The organism is Sporosarcina koreensis, from assembly GCF_001531445.1.
GTDB lineage: Bacteria > Bacillota > Bacilli > Bacillales_A > Planococcaceae > Sporosarcina > Sporosarcina koreensis_C.
On record NZ_LQYA01000109.1, the window covers coordinates 12,351 to 30,720 of the forward strand.

The following is an 18,370-nucleotide window of genomic DNA, read 5'->3' on the forward strand; positions in this document are numbered from 1 at the left end:
TCTAGTTAAGATTTATATTTCTTTTGCCGCTCCTTTTTTAATGAACGCCATGATTGTCAAGAAGGACGTCAGCAATAGCATGAAGAAGAACGTTGCGATCAATAAATAATCGCCTTTTATTTTAAGGAAAATATGATCATCTATAAGAAAGAGTGCCAAACTCATGAATAGGAATGCGGGACCAAGTATTTTCCATGTACGAACACGATCACCTTTCAATTGCAATAAATCCGTGACAATATACAGGATGAATGAAACTCGTATGAAGGCACCTGTCAACCATTGGTAAATGGACAAGAAATCAAGGTGTTGAATGAATCTTCCTATGGAAACAAGCCCCCATTCCTCATATGCAGGATATCTTTGCTTTGCTGCTTCATGAGGCCCGAATTCTGTAATGGCTCCGACAAGTGGACCCATCGTCAAACTGTGCAGGATAAAGAGCATAATTGCATAATGATACCAACGAAACTGTCCCTTCACATTTTGCTGGATAAAAAGGATTAACAGAAGTTCAACGAATCCGGATGCCGGATAGACTGTTGAAGTAATGACTGGTGTAAACCCATGCTCTAAGAAAGGTCTCAATAATGAATAATCCTTCACTTGTATATTTGTGATGGCGACAAAGAACCCGAGGACAACTACCCAAAATAAGACAACAACGTTTACCATTACAATCGTTTGCAGATTTGTGGTGGCAAGGAAGATACATAAAATTGAGTAAATGATTACCATAAGAACTAAGGGGGATTCAGGTAAGAATGTTGACGTGATCCACTGCAAAGTCTCCCCCATTGTAAAGACAGCCATCAATAGGAGGAACATAGCTGTGACATACCGGAAAATGGCGGTCGGAACTTTGCCGATCTTTGTTTGCAGCCAATCCGTGAGTGAAACCTGCTTTGAGCTGCGATGAATGTAGACGAGCAGAAAAAGCCATGGAATCATCGTCACTGCCGCAATGAAAACAGATATCCACGCATCCCGTCCAGCATGAATCAATAGCGATGGAATAATGGTCACGTGATTTTTCAGTCCGATGACCGTCATTGATAAAAAAATTACATGCAGAATACTAATTGAACCAGCCTTATTCATACCGAAAACTCCCGCCTTAATGATATTGCGTAGTCTTGACATGAACGGGGCAGATTATAAGTGAATCTTAAATTACGGTGCCTGTGCAGCGCACGATTCAGTTTATTCACTACAATTGAATAAGCGGATTTGTAGAGTCTACCAAAATAGCTAGTTGATTAGATTTTAATAGTACCTTGATGCGTTAAGACGAATAGTTATAAATGCGTGGTGCACAGGCACCGCAAAGGGCGCCGACGCGAGTTTTGACACATTTCATTCTTTTTTATGTGAACAATGTGTGAATATTGGTGGAGGGGCTTTTAAACTAGTTGCTTATCACCTATTATGGTATTGTATTAATTGATAACAGTTCTCACTAGTAGGAGAGGGGTTTACATGAGGAGACTGGTGGCGCCTTTGCTTGGTGCTGTTTTCCTGTTTTGGGCGATCGTCTCTGCGCCTGTAGTGGCGGAGTCGTTGGCCGACGGTGTATATGCAGTGGAGTATGAGCTGCTGCAGGGCGATTCGGATTCGGTGTCGATTGCGAATGATTATTTTGAGAAGCCGGCGTTGTTGAAGATGGATGGCGATCATCAGATTTTGCAGTTGACGTTGAATCACAGCAAGTGGGTACAAGAGTTACAGGTTCCTAGCGGCGATGGTTTTGCAGATGCGAAAGTCGTCGCGGAGGATAAAGAAGCGGATACGCGTGTCATAGAACTGAACGTGGACGGCGAGTTGGCCGAGGCGTTCCCGGTGAAGATGCATGTGGTGATCGATGAGTTGGAAATCCCTTATGATCATGCGTATACCGTGCGTGTTGCAATGGACGCAACTTCGTTGAAAGAGACGGACCAGCAATGGGTTGACTCTGTAAGCGAAGGCAGTACAATTTGGTTTTATATTGCGATTGCTTTAGTTGTCGTGGCGGCAATCTTTGTTGCATTACGATTAAAACAATCGAAAAAGTAGAAAAGGAGACTACAAGAATGAAGAAGAGTTTACTGGTTTTATTTACAGCAATATTGCTGATCTTTACAGCAATGCCATCACTGCCGGCAGCTGCCGAAGTGACTGCTGCACAGGAGGCATCTTATGAGCTTCCGTTTAAAGTGCTGCAAGATGATAAGGACGAAGTTTCGACAGCGGGTAAATATGTGAAAAGCCCTGCGGAAGTGAAAGTGGAAGCCGGCAAGGCATTCGTTTACATGACACTATTGGAAAGCCAATATTGGCAGTCGTTGAAAATCCAAGATGGCGACAAATTTGTTGACGCTGAAGTAGTGAGCGAAAACAATGAAGAAAAAACGCGTGTCGTGAAGTTTGAATTAAAAGATGTTGAAAAAACATTGAATGCAAAAGCGCATATTATTGTGACAGGAATTCCTGGTCTTGGTGAATATGATCAAACGCATGACATCCGTTTCCAATTCGATGCAAGTAATGTCCCAGCTGAAGAAGAAGGAACTGAAGGGGAAGAGACTCCTGAAACTGAAACTCCTGAAGCTCCAGCAACAATTAAAGATGGCGATTACACACTCGGCTTCAAAGTGTTGCATGAAGAAGAGGAAAAAGAATCATCCATGACACGTTACATCGAAGCGCCTGCTGCATTGACAGTGAAAGACGGTAAGCAAGTCGTTTCATTCAAACTGACGAACAACGAGCAAATCACTGAATTCCAAGTTGAGCAAGATGGTGAATTCGTCGACGCGACGGTTGTAAGTGTAGATGAAGAAGCGAACCACCGCGTTGTTTCATTCGAAGTGGCGGATTTTACAAAAATCATGAACGCAAAAGTGACGGTTTTCGTTGCAGCAGCGAACCACACTGGCCATTACACAGTTCGTCTTGCATTTGATCAAGACAGCATTGAGCCAGTAGCACCGGAAACACCAGAAACACCAGAAACACCAGAACAACCGGAACAACCGGAAGAGGAAGTAACGGTTTCATTTAAAGATATCGACAAAACATGGGCAAAACCTTATATCGAAGCACTTGCTGCGAAGGAAATTGTAAAAGGCAAGACAGCTGATACATTTGCGCCGAATGACAAAATTACGAGAGCGCAATTTGCATTGATCATCGCTCGTGCATTGGACCTTGAAAAGCAAGAATTCCAAGGAACATTCTCTGATGTGACGAAAGACATGGACGGCTTTGTGTACGAAGTGGAAGCCGCAAACCGCGCTGGCATCATCCAAGGCGATGCTGGGAAATTCAATCCGAATGCGGCGATCACTCGTCAACAAATGGCGACAATGATCATCCGTGCGATTGAATTTAAAGACGCTTCCCTATTGAAGAACGTTGAAACAACGGTTGAGTTCGCAGATGCGGCTCAAATCAATGACTATGCAAAAGAAGCTGTTCAAATGGCAGTTGGTCTTGGCATCATCGACGGCGACGTTGTAAAAGGTCAAAAAGTGTTTTCACCGAAAGCACACGCGACTCGTGCGCATGCGGTGAAAATGGTTTACAACATGCTTGAAACAAACAAATAAGTTTGCACGGATGCCGGCGTCACGCTAATTGTGACTGCCGGCGTTGTGTGTGGAGCGAAGGAGTTCGAAATGAAAAGAAATTTTATTATAGCAATGGCAGTTGCATTGGTCATGGTGCTTTTCATTCCGGCGATCATGCCGTCAGAAGCCTCAGCTGCAGCGTTTGCTGACGGGGATTATACCGTCCCGTTCACTGTGCTGAAGGATACGGGCAACGAGCAGTCCACGACAGCGGATTATATGGTGAGTCCCGCGAAAGTGCAGTTGACGGGCGATAAGGCGACAGTAACCGTCACGTTAAAAAACAGCTCGTGGTGGCAGTACTTCAAAGTGCAAAACGGCGGCAGTTTCTCAGACGTGCAAGTAGTGAACGAATCGGGCGATCAGCGTGTCGTACGATTTTCGGTGTCTGATTTGACAAAGCCGGTCAATGCCAAGATTCATGTCATCGTGACAGGAATTCCGGGATTTGAATACGACAATAAATACGATATCCGCTTTAATTTCAATACATCGGCTATTCCAGCTCCACCTGTGGAAAAACCGGTAACAACCCCTCCTCCGGCTAAAGAAACGAAGCCGGAAACGCCGAAGAAGACTGAGGAGAAACCAGTTCAAAAGCAGGAGCGAAAGCCAGCTGGGAATAAAACTGAGACGGCTAAAACGTCTGAAAATGCAATGGATACTAAAGAGAAGTCTACTGTAAAATCAACCGAAAAAGAAGAGTCAGTCCAATCTGAAACTGAAAAGGAAGATGCGACTGAAGTGAGCACGGAAGTTGAAGATATGGCAGATGGAACAGAGGACGCTACGTCTGAAGAAGCTGATGCTGTGAATGAAGAAGACCTTGAAGAACTGGAAGAGGACGCTGTTGAAGAAGTTGCAGTCGAAGAGGTCAAGGATGAGAAAGAAGAATCTTCAATCGGCCTATTCATTTTGATAGCTGCGATTACAGCGGTCGTTGTTGCCGCAATCGTATTTGCATTTGCAAGGAAACGTGCTCGAAATTAAGGGAGTTGTGCTGGAATGAAAAAAGTGATCGGCCTTTTCGGCTTGTTGGTAAGTATCATGCTTGCCGGCTGTTCAGCAAGTACCGGAGATAATGCGGATGAACAAATCGGCGAGCTGGACGGTGACCGTGTCATTGCAACGACTGTCGCACTGACCGAAATCATGGACGCGCTTGACATCGACTTGGTCGGTGTTCCGTCGAGTTACAAGGATTTGCCAGAACGCTACGCCGATGCGAAGGAAGTCGGCAACCCGATGAGCCCGGATATGGAAGCGCTGCTGTCATTGAAGCCGACAGAAATTTTTTCGGTGACAACGTTGAAATATGACTTGCAAGAAATGTTTGATGACCGCAGGATCGATATGACGTATGCGAACCTCGAAAGCATCGACGCGATGCACGAAGAAATCTTGAAAATCGGCGAGAAGTACGATCGGATGGATCAGGCGGAAGCGATTGTAGCGCAATTCGAGGAGAAAGCTGCTGAAATCGAGAAGGCGATCGAGGGGAAAGAGAAGCCTTCCGTGCTCATTCTCATGGGGATTCCAGGCAGTTATTTAGTGGCAACGGAACATTCGTATATTGGTGATCTCGTCAAGCGGGCTGGTGGTGCAAATGTTATTACGGACGAGGATGTTGAGTTTATTTCCTCCAATACGGAATTTTTACAGCAGACGAATCCGGATGTCATTTTGCGGGCGGCGCACGGCATGCCGGAGCAGGTGATTGAGATGTTCGATGAGGAGTTCCGTTCGAATGATGTGTGGAAGCATTTTAATGCAGTGAAAAATGGGCGCGTCTACGATTTGGAGGAGACGCTGTTCGGCACGACAGGCAATTTGGCAGCGGCGAAAGCGCTTGATGAGTTAATGAAAATGTTGCATGAAGCGAAATGAAGGCAGGTAAAGTCATGTTGGGAATCAATCGGAAAAGCCTCAGTTTCATAATCGTTCTCCTCTTGTTGGGGATTGTTTTCGTTCAATCTGCATTAACGGGCAGCATCTCGGTGACGCCTTTCGAATTGATTCATGGACTGTTGACGGGAACGAACGACGATGTCGCCATCATTAAAGACTTGCGGCTGCCGCGGATTTTGATAGCGGTATTTGCGGGAGCAGCTTTGTCGGTGGCGGGCGTTTTGCTGCAGGCAGTCATGCGAAATCCGTTGGCGGATCCGGGAATCATTGGCGTTTCTGCGGGAGCGAGTTTCATGTCTGTTTTGGTGGTTTCGCTGTTCCCGACATTATTCTTTTTCGTGCCGCTATTTGCGTTTATCGGCGGTGCATTGGCGTTTTTCTTAGTGTATTCATTATCGTGGAAGTCGGGCTTAGATCCGCTGCGGATGATCCTGATCGGAATCGCGGTCAATGCGCTGTTCACTGGATTGGGTCAGGCAATCGGATTCAGCGGGAGCGGCATTACACAGTCGATGAGCCAAGTGACGACTTCGACGTTGACGATGAAAAAATGGAGCGAAGTAGAAGTGATCGCGCTTTATGGGACGATCGGACTTATGCTGTCGTTTTTCGTATATAGATGGTGCAATTATTTATCGCTTGAGGATAGGACGGCGAAAAGCCTTGGTGTCAATGTGAATATGGCGAGGTTTTTCATTTCGATTATTGCGGTTTTATTGGCTTCGATTGCGACGACAGTAGCGGGCATGTTCGCTTTCGTCGGTTTATTGGTGCCGCATATCGGTAGAACGCTTGTCGGCAACGATCATAAAGTTTTGATTCCATTTTCCGCGTTGGCGGGTGCACTGTTGATTTTATTGGCGGACACGTTAGGAAGGACTTTGATTGCGCCGAATGAAATTCCAGCATCGATCATTATGGCAGTGATCGGCGGGCCATTCCTCATATTCTTGCTGAGAAAGAGTGATCGCATTTATGGACATTAAGGAAGTCACATTTTCATACGACAAGAAGAGGGATACGTTGAATGGGATCGACAGTTCGATTGACATCGGCAAAGTGACGACGATCATCGGGCCGAATGGATGCGGGAAATCGACCTTACTTGGCGTTCTGTCCAATCATCATCAGCCGCAACATGGAGACGTGTTGCTGGATGGGAAGTCGTTGGCTGATTTCAAACCGAAGGAGCTTGCGAAGAGGCTTGCGGTCGTTCATCAGCAAAACAATGCGCCTTCCGATATGACGGTCGAGAAGCTTACCGCGTATGGGCGGATTCCATATAAAAGCCTTTTTGCGTCAAGTACGAAGGAGGACGAAAAGGCGATTGAATGGGCGCTCGCAAGCACGAATTTGCTGGATAAGCGGCATATGCCGATCGATAGCCTATCCGGCGGCCAAATGCAGCGTGTCTGGATCGCCATGGCGCTCACCCAGCAGACGCCGTATCTGTTCTTGGATGAACCGACGACGTATTTGGACATTTTCTACCAATATGAACTGTTGGAACTCGTCAGCAGTTTGAATAAACAGCAGGGCATGTCCATCGTCATGGTATTGCACGACATCAATCAGGCCATCAAATACAGCGACATCATCATCGTCATGAAAAACGGTCAGATCGCTGCCAAAGGCAAACCAGAAGACATTATAACAGCGGATTTAATCCGCGACATCTACGGCGTCAACGTCGTCGTGAAACAGGACCCGGCCGCCGGAATGTACATCGTGCCGGTAGGGATTTGAGTCGGTGCCTGTGCAATACACAATTCTGTTTATTCACTTCAATTGTATAATCAAGAAAAGGGAAGCTAGTCAGTGTCATCATTGGCCAGCTTCCCTTTTCTTGATTATAGTTCATACATAACGTCAAATAGTCATAAATGTATCATGCACAGGCACCGACACAATTCAGTTGCTGATTGCATGAATTTTCCACTTGACTTATACTAGTAGTAGGCTTACTAGCTTGGTAGATTGTGAGAAAATGTAATATATACATACTTTATTCAATAAAATTGGGGGCATGAATCATGAAGAAGAACAGTAAAGCAAAGATGTTTACAACAGCATTGGCAACTGCGGTCGCGGTATCGGGAGTAATGGCGGTTGCACCTGAATCGGCGAAAGCGGAAACACAGTCATTTTCGGATGTAAGAGACATTCCGAGTCATCATTTTTATGAAGCGGTTATGAAGTATACGGCGGCAGACATGATCAGTGGGTATTCGGACGGCACGTTCAAGCCGGGCCAGAATATTACGCGACAGGACGCGGCGAAGCTTTTAGCACTCGTGTTGGATTTGGATACGAAGAATGTAAGCGATCCAGGATTCAAGGACATTAGCAAGACAAGCCCTTACTATAGCTATATTGCTGCGCTTGTCGAGGAAGGAATTATCTCGGGCTATGAAGACAACACATTCAGGCCACACGATAGCTTGACGAGAGCTCAAATGGCAAAAATCATTGTGCTTGGCTTTAGCTTGGAGGAGATGCCATCCGTTTCGTTGCCTTTCAGCGACATCAACAGCAAGCAATGGCATATTGAATTTGTCCGTTCACTCTATGCACATGAAATCACAACGGGTACGACTCCGACGACATTTTCACCGAATGCTCTTGTGACGCGCGGTCAAATGGCTTCATTCGTCTTTAGAAGCGAAGCATTTGTTGTTCCGAAAGTGGATGAAGATCAGGTGGCAGTGGATGCAGCTGTCGCTCAATTGAAAGAGGGTGCTGTCACTGTTTCAAAAGGCCCTTTGGCGACGGATGAAATTAAACTTGCAGCTGTACAAAAATATGCTGCTTCCTTAATTACCGAAAAGGGCGTTACAGTGAAAGCGTCCCAAGGAAATACGGCAGGCAATTACGTTGTAACCCTTACAAAAGGTGATGCGACTGCTGAAAAAACGATTGCGATTCTCTTTGACTATGCAGCGGACGATCGCTTTGTCACAGAAGTGAAGGCGGTCAACGCAAAGCAAGTGGAAGTGAAATTCGCCGCGCCAGTTACGAAGTCAACGGTGCTGGATGCTTCAGGAAATGTGCGTAATATTACATTTACAATGGTTTCAGGTTCAACCGCGAACCCTGGGCAACTCGCTGGCTCATTATCGGAAGACGGCAAGACGTTGACAATCACTTCGCAATGGATCTTCGACGGAGAATATGCGGTCAAAACGGCAGGCGGCATCCATGCTGTGGCAGGCGGAAAATTCGAGGAATACACTGACATTCTTAAAGCGAAAGATGATGTGGCACCGAAATTCGTTTCAGGATCTGCAACTGCAAAAACATCGACAAACTCTTTTTCAGTGCTGTTTGACGAGCCTGTCAGTTCTTCAGGTGTCATCGCATATGTGAATGATACAATCGCAACCGTGTCGAATGATCCATCCAATCCAAACCGCCTGAACGTAACTGCGAGCAAACAAGTTGCGGCAGGAACAACAGCGACGATTAAATTATTGAACGTGAAAGACTATAAAAATAACATAGCATCTCCGAATCCAGTGGAAGCGTCCATTACAATTTCAGCTGATACAGTCGCTCCAACTGTAAAGGACGTCAAAGTGATTGGCGAAAACCGGGTGGAAGTGACGTATGATAAAGAAATGAATATTTCTTCATTCACAAGGAAAGCGCGGATCGTCGAATCGAATGGCAACGTTATAAATCTAACGGCTGCAGCTGGCAAGGATGCAAAAACGGTTGTCCTGAGTGGGACAGGCATGTCTTACCGCGATTCCTACAATGCAATTCTATTTATCGACGCTGACGTTAAGGATACAGTCGGCAACAATGCTGCCCTTTATTCAACGAACGTGACGCTTACAAGAGACACGACTGCACCTTCACTTACGGCGATTGAATACAAGGACGGTAAAATCGTAGCGAATTTCACTGAAGATATTCAGTGGGGGGCTAATTATAAAGTAACGTTGATCGATCAACGGGGGGCTGCGAGAGAGATTTCTCTTTTTTATAACGGCACATACCAAAATGCAGTGATTGCCAATAATACACTTACGATCAGTGAGCCTTTGCCGAACGGAACATACCAATTGCGGATGCCGGCTAATACAGTGAAGGATTTTGCAGGCATTCCAAATCCGAACGCTATCGCGAATCAAACATTCATCGTGGAACATAATTCTTCTTTTGACGGCACCCGTCCTACAGTGAGCGCCATTACGAAAACTACAAATCCAGCTGGGACACCTAACGACGTACAAACCGTTTCGTATATTGCAATTGATTCCGAAAGCGGTGTGGATTTGGCGACGGTGCAGGATATAAATAACTACACATGGGACGGACAAGCTTTACCGTATGGTTCCTATGTCACAACTGATTTCAGTGGACCGGCAAATCGTGTCACTGTATATGTCCATGTTCCATCTGCTAACATTCCGGCGACCAAAAATGCTCTGTTTACAGTAAGTAATATTCGGGACAACGCCGGTAATACACTTGCCACTCCGGGAGTGGGCAATGTAACGTTTGTTAGTGGGAGCCAGCCTGAGTTGATTTCTGCAACGCTCGGAACGAATGGTGATAATATTGTTCTTAGCTTTAATCGATCAATTTCAGCTACTTCGTTAGATAAAAACGATTTAGACATCACTATCAATGGACGTAATCTACCGGTAGGATCAGTGGCTTCGGTAGTTCCAATTAATTCGGCAGCCGATACCTTTCGAGTAAGCATCACCGCTTCAGTTGCGGATAATATTATTTACGGTGGTAGAACGAAGGATGTAATTTATATAGATACAAATGGCAATGGCTATTATGATGATTCCGTAGACATCCTCCTTGATGTCATGGCTGATACAGAGTTTAGGTACAACTCAAACAATGTATCACCTAATTTATATTCCTATTATGTGAATGATATTCGAGTCTCATTAGTCTATAATCGCCTATCACCCGTCCAAGATATACAAGGAAATCCAGTTAACTACGGCCAAGAAATCCGAGTGAACTAAAATCGGTACCTGTGCAACACACTATTCAATGCAATTGTATAATGAAAAACAGGAAGTCAACCGTATCAATCCTTGGTTGACTTCCTGTTCTATTTAAATACCTAGCGTTGAATAGTCATAAATGTACCTTGCACAGGCACCGATTATTCATTCACTCAGTTGCTACTTCTTCTTCTACTGCTTCGATTTCTTCACCGAAGTCCATTTCGACTGCTTTTTCCAGGACTTCTGCTGGTACTTTGATTGGTTTTACGTCGTTGAATTTGCTGAAAGTACCTTCAATCAGTTGTTTGATCGAGATTGTTTCGCCGTCCATCGACATTTTGATGCTTGTTGTGCCTGAAGTTGATTGTGGGAACAATGTCGCCTTATCGACTACTGTCACGACGAAGTATTTTTCGATGTTGATGTCGAGCATGTCGAGGATTGACCCCATGTCCAATTCAACATCTTCAAGGTTATCTTCTTCAACCGCTTCTTCATCAACTACAACATCTTCAGTTTCTTCTTCTGGAGTAGCTTCTTCTTCAGTAGCAGCATCTTCTTCAACCGCTTCTTCAGTAGAAGGCTCTTTCGCGTTCTCTTCAGTTACCTCTTCTACGACAGCGTTTTCTGTGACGATGGAATCAACGCCTACCGGAAGCATACCTGAGAATAAAGCCATTGCATCGTTCATCATTGTTTTGAATTCTTCGTTCGTCATCGTTTGTGTGATGATATAGACATCATCGTATTCGAAAACGTGAATGCCCTTCATGAATGCTTTCACGAGTTGCAATTGTGCAACAGGATCGGCTTGTGTCATGGACGCTTCCAACAGGGCATCCGTTAGTTCAGCAGGGAATTTCATCCATTGTTCGCCGTCAGATTGGAAGAAGCCTTCTTCTGTGAAGTAAGCTTCAGTCGTAAGTTCTTCCGACTCTTCACCCATGTTCATCGCCATTTTCGACTTCATGTACAATGTCACTGGATCTGTTGTCATACTCATATCCATATCCATGAGCATGTTCATCGAAAACTCTTCTGAACCTGTCGCTTCCATTGATTGGTCTAAAGACATTTTGGCTTCATAGCTTTGCAAGTCAGCCGCCATCATCTTCTCAAGGAATGCATCGACATCTTGTACACGATTTGTTGTAACGTTAACCGTTTGCTCTTCTTCAGATACAGTTACGTCAAAGCCTTCCAATGAATCTAGGAAATCGCTTGAAATATAATTCCCGTAATTTCTCAACGTAAGTGGGAATACCTCATCCGTAGCTTTGCCATTCACGCTGATTTGCTGATTGGCGATGTCAAAATCAAGTGTCAAATACGTATTCGTCACGTTTAACTTACCAGATGCTTCTTTCGTGACATTGAAGCCAGCTTCTTGGAATAAATCATCCGCAGGAATCAATACTGTACCCTGTGACATGAATGACTGCTCATAGCCTTCCACTTCAACTCCATCGACAACAAGCTTGAAAGTGCCGTCTTCAGCTGATGCTGTCATGCTTGGCCAAGCGAATGAAAGAACTAATACAAACGCTAAGACCCATGTTGCTAGTTTTCTCAACAACAAAACCCCCTACAATATTTTTGCCCTGAAAAAGACGGACATATTACATATACGAAAGTAATTGGTAAAAGTTTCAGGTTTTATTGGATTATTTTTCTGGATTGACACTTTTACTAGTTTCCAAGACCTGAATCCTTTAGCGCATTTTTAAAAGTATTTCAGTTTTCGAAGTAAACTGCTATCCGCGTATCTTTTGATTTGGTATAGTCAGATTATTGTAGATTAATAACCTACAATACAAAAAGGGTAGAGGGGATGAGATATTGAAACGGTTTTTGGTCGGATTTTTAGCGTTGTTCATGGCGTTTTCGCTCGAATTGCCGTATTCTGTGCAGGCGGCACAGTCGGCAGAGACTGTCCAAGTTGCTGAGACGGTCGAGCTGGATGTCAGTCGGTCGGTATTGTCGCTGACGGAAATCCGGGATGTAAAGATCGAAGCGGATTTTGGTAGGAAGGTTGAATTGGAGAATCTGGAATTGCGATTTGGCGGGAAAGCGCTCGATGAATGGAAGCAATGGGATGCGGATGCGAAATCGTATTCCGGGGAGCCGTTCATTCTCATTAAAAAAGAGCCCCATTATGTAGATGGAACAACGAAGATAGCGGCTGAACTTGAATTCGGCTTGCCGTTCGGTACAGCTGATCTATCGCCACGCTCCATCCGAGTCATCTACAAGGAATTACTCGGAGACTATGAACTTGCGTTAGTTGAGCCGCAAAGTGAAGCGAAAGCCGCCACAATGGTCAAGCTGAATGTGTACGATGAATTCCTTGAATGGGAAGAGGTCAAGCCTGCCATCGATCAGATTTTCGAAGAGGCGGTTGAATTAAATGAACGTTATCTTCATTATGAAAGCCCAGGAAAGAGTGTGGAAGGCAGAGATATGCATCTAGTCGTCCTTGCAAAGAATGAAGAAGCGGTGAACAATTATTTGGAAAATACATTGCCGGCTGCGCTCGAAACACCTGAGGATTTAATTGCGAAGCTAGAAGACGGGACGATGGGTGATTATCAAATTCCGATCTGGTTCAACAATATTCATCCTGACGAAGTGGAAGGGATTGATTTCCAAACGGAATTATTGAAGCGATTCGCATTGGAATCGGAAGTTTCCTTCACAACGACGAATGAGAATGGGGAAGATGAAGAAGTCGTGTTGAATGTCGACGAAGTGCTCGACCATCTGATTTTCATTTTCAACTTCTCGCATAATCCAGACGGTCGTGTCCATAATACGCGGGCGAACGTGAACGGATTCGATTTGAATCGGGATAACGCTTATCAGACGCAAGTCGAAACGATCCAGTTGAATCAAGTGATCGCAAAGTGGACGCCGCTTGCGATGATGGAAGGGCATGGTTATGTGAAGGGTTTCCTCATCGAGCCTGCGACACCACCTCATAATCCGAACTTCGAATATGATTTATTAATGGAAGGGATGATTCCGCAGGCGCATGCGATGGGACAGGCGGGAATCGGCAGCTCTGGGTTGACGTCGTATTTCCTTGCGTCCGAAGAGTATGAAGACGGTTGGGATGATATGGGTCCTTCTTACACGCCGATCTTCTCGATGTTGCACGGAACGCTTGGCCATACTGTCGAGGTTCCAACACTTAGCCAGGAAGCGTATGACGCAATGGTCGGCGCTGGTTTTGGAATGATCAATTATGTGTTTGAGAATAAAGATGATCTATACGCGCGGCAGCTAGAAATCTTCAACCGGGGCATCAAAGGAGAAGATAATCACGCGGTGGATCCGCTATTGACGAATGCGGCAGGGGAATCGATCGGGCGTATCCGAGGGGAGTATGAAAACTTCTTCCCGGATTATTATGTGCTCCCGACCGATTCATGGAACCAGAAAAATGTGTCGGAAGTATACAATATGGTTGATTATTTGATCCGCAATGGCGTGAAAGTCGAGCGGACAACGAAGGACGTTAAAATCGGACCGACGACGTATCCGAAAGGTGCCTACGTCGTACCGATGAAGCAGGCGAAAAGGGGATTGGCGAACGCAATGCTGTACGCAGGCGATGACGTCTCCGATTGGGAAGCGATGTACGATCCAGTGGTTGCCAACTTCCCGGCGCTTAGAGGATTCAATATCGTCGATGTGCGAATGGGCGAGGAAGACGTACTTGAAGGACTGACTGAGCAAGTGACGGAAGTCGAGGTACCTTCGAGTGAAGTGGATGATAGAAAAGCAATGCAAGTATTGAAGAATGTCAATAACGATACGATCAGATTGGTGAATGAACTACTTAAGGACGGCAAGCATGTAGGGATTGTCCAAGAGGAAAAATTCGGCTTCCAAGTCGGTGATTTCGTTGTAAAGACGGAAGATGTCACGCCGTATAAGGACGAGTATGTGTTCGAAGCGGACGTGTTGCCAGCTTACCAGGCAATCAATGTGAAATGGATTGCGGAGCCGAAAGTGGCGAGCGACGGATCTGGCCAATTAATCTTCTCATTGAAGGAATTAGGATTCAACTTGACTGACGAGGAAGAGGCTGACGTCGTTGTTTCCGACTCAAATCTGCCGAGGGAGCTTGCAGGCAAGTCGTTCGTCGGTATTGGCAACAGCGTGTTGAAGGCGGTACATGATGCTGGATTACTTGAAGGATTCAAGTATCAAACGACAAGAAGCGGACATGAAGGGTTGCTCAAGGCGGCAGTCAATGTGGACCACCCGTTGATGGCCGGTTATCGTCCTGATGAACTGCTTTATACGACGAGAGGCTCATGGATTACGGCGGTTCCTGAAGGAGCAGAAGTGTTGGCGACTCTGAAAGAAACTGATGATTTCTACGTCGCGGGATGGTGGCCTGGCCACGAAGGCGCGAAGGGACAAACTCTTGCTTTTACGCAGCAATTGGACAATGCGTCCATCACACTTTTCGCGAATGATCTCGCATTCCGTGCGCATACGAAACATTCTTACCGCATGCTCGCAAACAGCATTTTCGCTGCCGCGGCGGAAACAGAAGCACCAGACCGGAAACCGGATAAGAATTAATGAATGATTGGCCCTGGAGATGATGCTACAGGGCTTTTCTGCTATCTTTTCGGTGCCTGTGCAGCAAACAATTCAGACTATGCACTGCAATTGTATAATAACATTGGATGGACAACTGTATCATTGCTTAGTCATTTTTGGGATGTATAGTTATTCTTAAAGGTGAATAGTCATAAATGCATCGTGCACAGGCACCGCCTACAATCAAACGCTCGAACAAAAAAGGATGCTACCCTTAGGCAACATCCCCTCCCATTATCACTCTTCCACGAACTGGACGTCTTTTAGTTGATAGATACCATCTGTACCGATGGAGAAGCCTCTAATTTTATTGCTTACGCCCGTGAGGTATTCCGTATGGATCAAGTATGCCATTGGAGCATCTTCAATTAGATGTTCTTGGACTTTGTTGTAGATTTTGATCCGCTCATCCGGATCTGATTCGCGTCGGCCTTCTTCAAGAAGTTTGTCGACTTCCGGATTTTCATAGAATGAACGGTTTCCTGGGTCACCCTTTTGGGATGAATGGAATAGTGCATACAAGCCATAGTCGGCGTCGCCTGTCGGGTTGGACCAGCCAAGGATGAACATGTCGTGTTCACCGTTTGCTGTTTTATCGAGGTACGCACCGAATTCCATAACTTCGATTTCCGCTTCGATATTGACTTTCTTCAATTCCTCTTGCATAAGGACTGCGATTTGTTGACGTTGTGGGTTGTCATTTGTCCAGATGGAAGATTTGAAGCCGTTCTCATAACCGGCTTCCTTAAGAAGCTTTTTTGCTTCTTCCACATTGTATTCAATTGGTTTTGCATCTTCGTTAAAGCCAAAGATTCCAGGGGCAAGAGGTCCTTTCGCAGATATTCCGAATCCGTCATATACCCCATCACTAATGTCTTCTTTATTGACAAGCATAGAAATCGCTCTACGCACTTTTGGATCATTGAACGGCTCTTTTTCCGTGTTGAAGCCTAAATATGCAAGGCTGGACGATGCTTTTTGGTTGATTTTCGCAAAGTCTTTACTATTGATATCCGCAACTTCATTCGGTTGGACTGGGTCTGCAATTTGAACGAAGCCTGTTTCAAGGTCTGCGTTTCGGACTGCACTTTCAGGAACGACTCTGAATGTCACAGTGTCCACATGCGCTTTGTCCCCCCAGTATTCTTCATTTTTAGCGAGCTTGATTTCAGCGCCAGGATCCCAGCTGACGAATTTGAAGAAGCCTGTTCCTACAGGGTTCGTCGCAATAACGGAACCAGCAGCTTCGTCGTCTTTCATGGCTGCATAATCAGCTTCGATCGATTTCGGGCTCACCATGCTGCCGCCGTTATGTGATAGGTGGGCGAGCAAAGGTGCGAATGGATATTCAGTTTTGATTTGTACGGTATAGTCGTCTTTTACGGTGATGTCAGTGATCATTTCATATAGGAAATACCGTGGTGATGCGACATCTGGATCTAGGACCCGCTCAAGGTTCATTTTTACAGCTTCTGCGTTGAATGGCTCTCCATCGTGGAAAGTTACACCTTTACGGAGTGTGAATTCGTACGTTGTATCATCAATTGCTTCCCATTTTTCTGCCAATCCTTCGACGATTTTATTATTGTCATCCCGTTTCACAAGCGTTTCATAAATATTCGCCTGTACAACGGAAGACGGCACGTCATTGGAACCCGCCGGATCCAGTGAAGATGCATCCGATAGGACTGCGAGCACTAAGTCCCCGCCTTCAATCCCTTTCCCTTTGCCTTCGTCAATATCAGTCCCCGATCCACTTTCCGAAGAAGATGAACCACCCCCAGAACATGCAGCAAGAATCATTGACAAAGCGAAAGCAAGAACAAACAGCCACTTTACATTGCCATTTTTCTTCATGTGTGTTCCCCCCGTTTGTTTTTAACATATTACAATTTCGGTATATTGCTAGGAATTGTAATAGTCAGATGCAATATAGCACACAAAATGGGAATAGACAATATAATTTCTGAATAATTGATATTATTGAACATTTAAATGAAAACTTACGTTTTTTTAATAAAATCGCTATCTGAAAAGGAAGATGGATATCAAACGGTTGTCTGAACAATCCATCATTTTTTTATTATACTATTTAAAATAAAATGAAAACAATGACAAAAGGGATTCCTCAAAACACCTATTCATGATATGCTACTGTCAATATACTGATTTTTCATAGAATACAAATGGGGGAAGGTGTTCAAACATGGTTCAACATACACCTGTTGCACAAATTGGACAGAAACGGTCCAGTCCTAGAGTAGAAGCATACAAAGCTTTTTGGCGCAGGCTCCGCAAAAATAAAGCGGCAGTTGTCGGGGGGATCCTTGTCTTATTTTTCATTTTCACGGGGATATTCGGTCCATTCATGACATCGATGGATCCAAACGCGACGCAGATTGCGAATAAACTGAAGCCGCCTTCCGCAGAGCATTGGTTCGGCACGGACAATTACGGGCGGGATATTTTCACGAGAATCATCCATGGCATGGGAATTACGATGATGGTGGGCTTCTTTTCGGTGGCACTCGGCGGGATGGTCGGCGTCTTTCTCGGAATCATTTCGGGCTATTATGGCGGGAAGTTGGACACGATCATCATGCGGATTATGGACATCCTTCTCGCGTTTCCGGGCATCCTTCTTGCACTTGCCATCGTTTCAGTGCTCGGAGGCAGCATACAGAACGTCATCATTGCGGTAGGTGTCTTCTCCGTTCCTGCATTCGCAAGGATTGTGCGCGGGTCGACATTATCTGTCAGGAAGCTCGAATATATTGACGCGGTTAAAGCGCTAGGGGCTAGAGACGGGCGGATCATTTTCAAGCATATTTTGCCGAATGTCCTGTCGCCGATCATCGTCCAGTTGACACTGCGGATTGCGACGGCTGTTTTGACGGCAAGCGGACTAGCGTTTCTTGGGCTGGGTGCAAAGCCGCCGACTCCGGAATGGGGGGCGATGCTCAGCGAGGGAAGGCAATATATGCAGCAGGCGCCGCATCTTGTTTTATTCCCGGGCGTCATGATCGTCATTGTCGTGTTGGCATTCAATATTTTTGGGGACGGGCTGCGAGATGCGCTTGATCCGAAGATGAATAAATGATGGAGGTGGCACATGTATGTCGAAATTCATTATAAGGCGCCTGCTCCAGACGATTCCGGTCTTGCTAGGCGTATCCATTCTCGTATTTTCAATGATGTATTTGATTCCGGGGGATCCTGCGCAGATCATGGCGGGGGAGGGGGCGTCTCCGAAGA

The 18,370-nt window shown here is 45.5% G+C and carries 12 protein-coding genes and 1 pseudogene; 10 read left to right on the plus strand and 3 right to left on the minus strand.

Features of this window, described 5'->3' with window-relative positions:
* Window positions 1-12: 12 nt before the first annotated feature.
* Window positions 13-1,101, minus strand: coding sequence for an endospore germination permease (locus tag AWV70_RS12575; protein ID WP_060207573.1), 1,089 nt, complete (start codon window positions 1,099-1,101; stop codon window positions 13-15).
* 378 nt (window positions 1,102-1,479) lie between these two features.
* On the opposite strand from AWV70_RS12575, the gene AWV70_RS12580 reads away from it, so the two are divergent.
* The 7 genes from AWV70_RS12580 to AWV70_RS12610 all read left to right on the plus strand — a co-directional run bounded on the left by AWV70_RS12580 (window position 1,480) and on the right by AWV70_RS12610 (window position 10,513).
* Window positions 1,480-2,055: an NEAT domain-containing protein gene (locus AWV70_RS12580; RefSeq protein WP_060207575.1), complete on the plus strand. Its 576-nt coding sequence runs from the start codon at window positions 1,480-1,482 to the stop codon at window positions 2,053-2,055.
* Window positions 2,056-2,072: 17 nt separating this feature from the next.
* Entirely contained in the window at window positions 2,073-3,590 is a 1,518-nt protein-coding gene (locus tag AWV70_RS12585; RefSeq protein WP_060207577.1) for an NEAT domain-containing protein, read from the plus strand.
* A gap of 69 nt (window positions 3,591-3,659) precedes the next feature.
* On the plus strand, window positions 3,660-4,601 hold the full coding sequence (locus AWV70_RS12590; protein WP_060207579.1) for an NEAT domain-containing protein: 942 nt from the start codon (window positions 3,660-3,662) through the stop codon (window positions 4,599-4,601).
* Window positions 4,602-4,616: 15 nt separating this feature from the next.
* Entirely contained in the window at window positions 4,617-5,498 is an 882-nt protein-coding gene (gene isdE, locus AWV70_RS12595; protein WP_060207581.1) for a heme ABC transporter substrate-binding protein IsdE, read from the plus strand.
* A 23-nt stretch (window positions 5,499-5,521) separates the two neighbouring features.
* Window positions 5,522-6,505, plus strand: coding sequence for a FecCD family ABC transporter permease (locus tag AWV70_RS12600; protein ID WP_060207811.1), 984 nt, complete (start codon window positions 5,522-5,524; stop codon window positions 6,503-6,505).
* Window positions 6,495-7,265, plus strand: a complete 771-nt coding sequence (locus AWV70_RS12605; protein WP_060207582.1) for an ABC transporter ATP-binding protein — start codon at window positions 6,495-6,497, stop codon at window positions 7,263-7,265. Before AWV70_RS12600 ends, AWV70_RS12605 begins: the two co-directional genes overlap by 11 nt.
* A gap of 287 nt (window positions 7,266-7,552) precedes the next feature.
* The gene (locus AWV70_RS12610; protein WP_060207584.1) at window positions 7,553-10,513 is read left to right on the plus strand and encodes an S-layer homology domain-containing protein; all 2,961 of its coding nucleotides are present in this window, start codon (window positions 7,553-7,555) and stop codon (window positions 10,511-10,513) included.
* Window positions 10,514-10,664: 151 nt separating this feature from the next.
* Here AWV70_RS12610 and AWV70_RS12615 read toward each other — a convergent pair whose 3' ends face one another.
* Window positions 10,665-12,071: a DUF6612 family protein gene (locus AWV70_RS12615; protein WP_060207586.1), complete on the minus strand. Its 1,407-nt coding sequence runs from the start codon at window positions 12,069-12,071 to the stop codon at window positions 10,665-10,667.
* Window positions 12,072-12,337: 266 nt separating this feature from the next.
* Here AWV70_RS12615 and AWV70_RS12620 point away from each other — a divergent pair, with 266 nt between their 5' ends.
* Window positions 12,338-15,094 (plus strand): M14 family metallopeptidase, encoded by a 2,757-nt coding sequence (locus tag AWV70_RS12620; protein WP_235588648.1) that lies wholly within the window; start codon window positions 12,338-12,340, stop codon window positions 15,092-15,094.
* Between the two features lie 258 nt (window positions 15,095-15,352).
* On the opposite strand, the gene AWV70_RS12625 is transcribed toward AWV70_RS12620, so the two are convergent.
* Window positions 15,353-16,972 carry a glutathione ABC transporter substrate-binding protein gene (locus AWV70_RS12625; RefSeq protein ID WP_060207588.1) on the minus strand — a complete coding sequence of 540 codons (1,620 nt, stop codon included), beginning with the start codon at window positions 16,970-16,972 and terminating at the stop codon, window positions 15,353-15,355.
* A gap of 349 nt (window positions 16,973-17,321) precedes the next feature.
* Between AWV70_RS12625 and nikC the strand changes: the two genes are divergently transcribed.
* Complete coding sequence (nikC, locus tag AWV70_RS12630; RefSeq protein ID WP_060207591.1) at window positions 17,322-18,215, plus strand: nickel transporter permease; 894 nt, start codon at window positions 17,322-17,324, stop codon at window positions 18,213-18,215.
* A gap of 16 nt (window positions 18,216-18,231) precedes the next feature.
* Window positions 18,232-18,370, plus strand: a pseudogene (locus AWV70_RS24575) (ABC transporter permease); the annotation flags it as partial.

Excerpts from the sequence above, each read along its gene's own strand:
- AWV70_RS12575 (WP_060207573.1), bottom strand. The coding sequence starts at position 1,101 with ATGAATAAGGCTGGTTCAATTAGTATTCTGCATGTAATTTTTTTATCA.
- AWV70_RS12580 (WP_060207575.1), top strand. The coding sequence starts at position 1,480 with ATGAGGAGACTGGTGGCGCCTTTGCTTGGTGCTGTTTTCCTGTTTTGG.
- AWV70_RS12585 (WP_060207577.1), top strand. The coding sequence starts at position 2,073 with ATGAAGAAGAGTTTACTGGTTTTATTTACAGCAATATTGCTGATCTTT.
- AWV70_RS12590 (WP_060207579.1), top strand. The coding sequence starts at position 3,660 with ATGAAAAGAAATTTTATTATAGCAATGGCAGTTGCATTGGTCATGGTG.
- isdE (WP_060207581.1), top strand. The coding sequence starts at position 4,617 with ATGAAAAAAGTGATCGGCCTTTTCGGCTTGTTGGTAAGTATCATGCTT.
- AWV70_RS12605 (WP_060207582.1), top strand. The coding sequence starts at position 6,495 with ATGGACATTAAGGAAGTCACATTTTCATACGACAAGAAGAGGGATACG.
- AWV70_RS12610 (WP_060207584.1), top strand. The coding sequence starts at position 7,553 with ATGAAGAAGAACAGTAAAGCAAAGATGTTTACAACAGCATTGGCAACT.
- AWV70_RS12625 (WP_060207588.1), bottom strand. The coding sequence starts at position 16,972 with ATGAAGAAAAATGGCAATGTAAAGTGGCTGTTTGTTCTTGCTTTCGCT.
- nikC (WP_060207591.1), top strand. The coding sequence starts at position 17,322 with ATGGTTCAACATACACCTGTTGCACAAATTGGACAGAAACGGTCCAGT.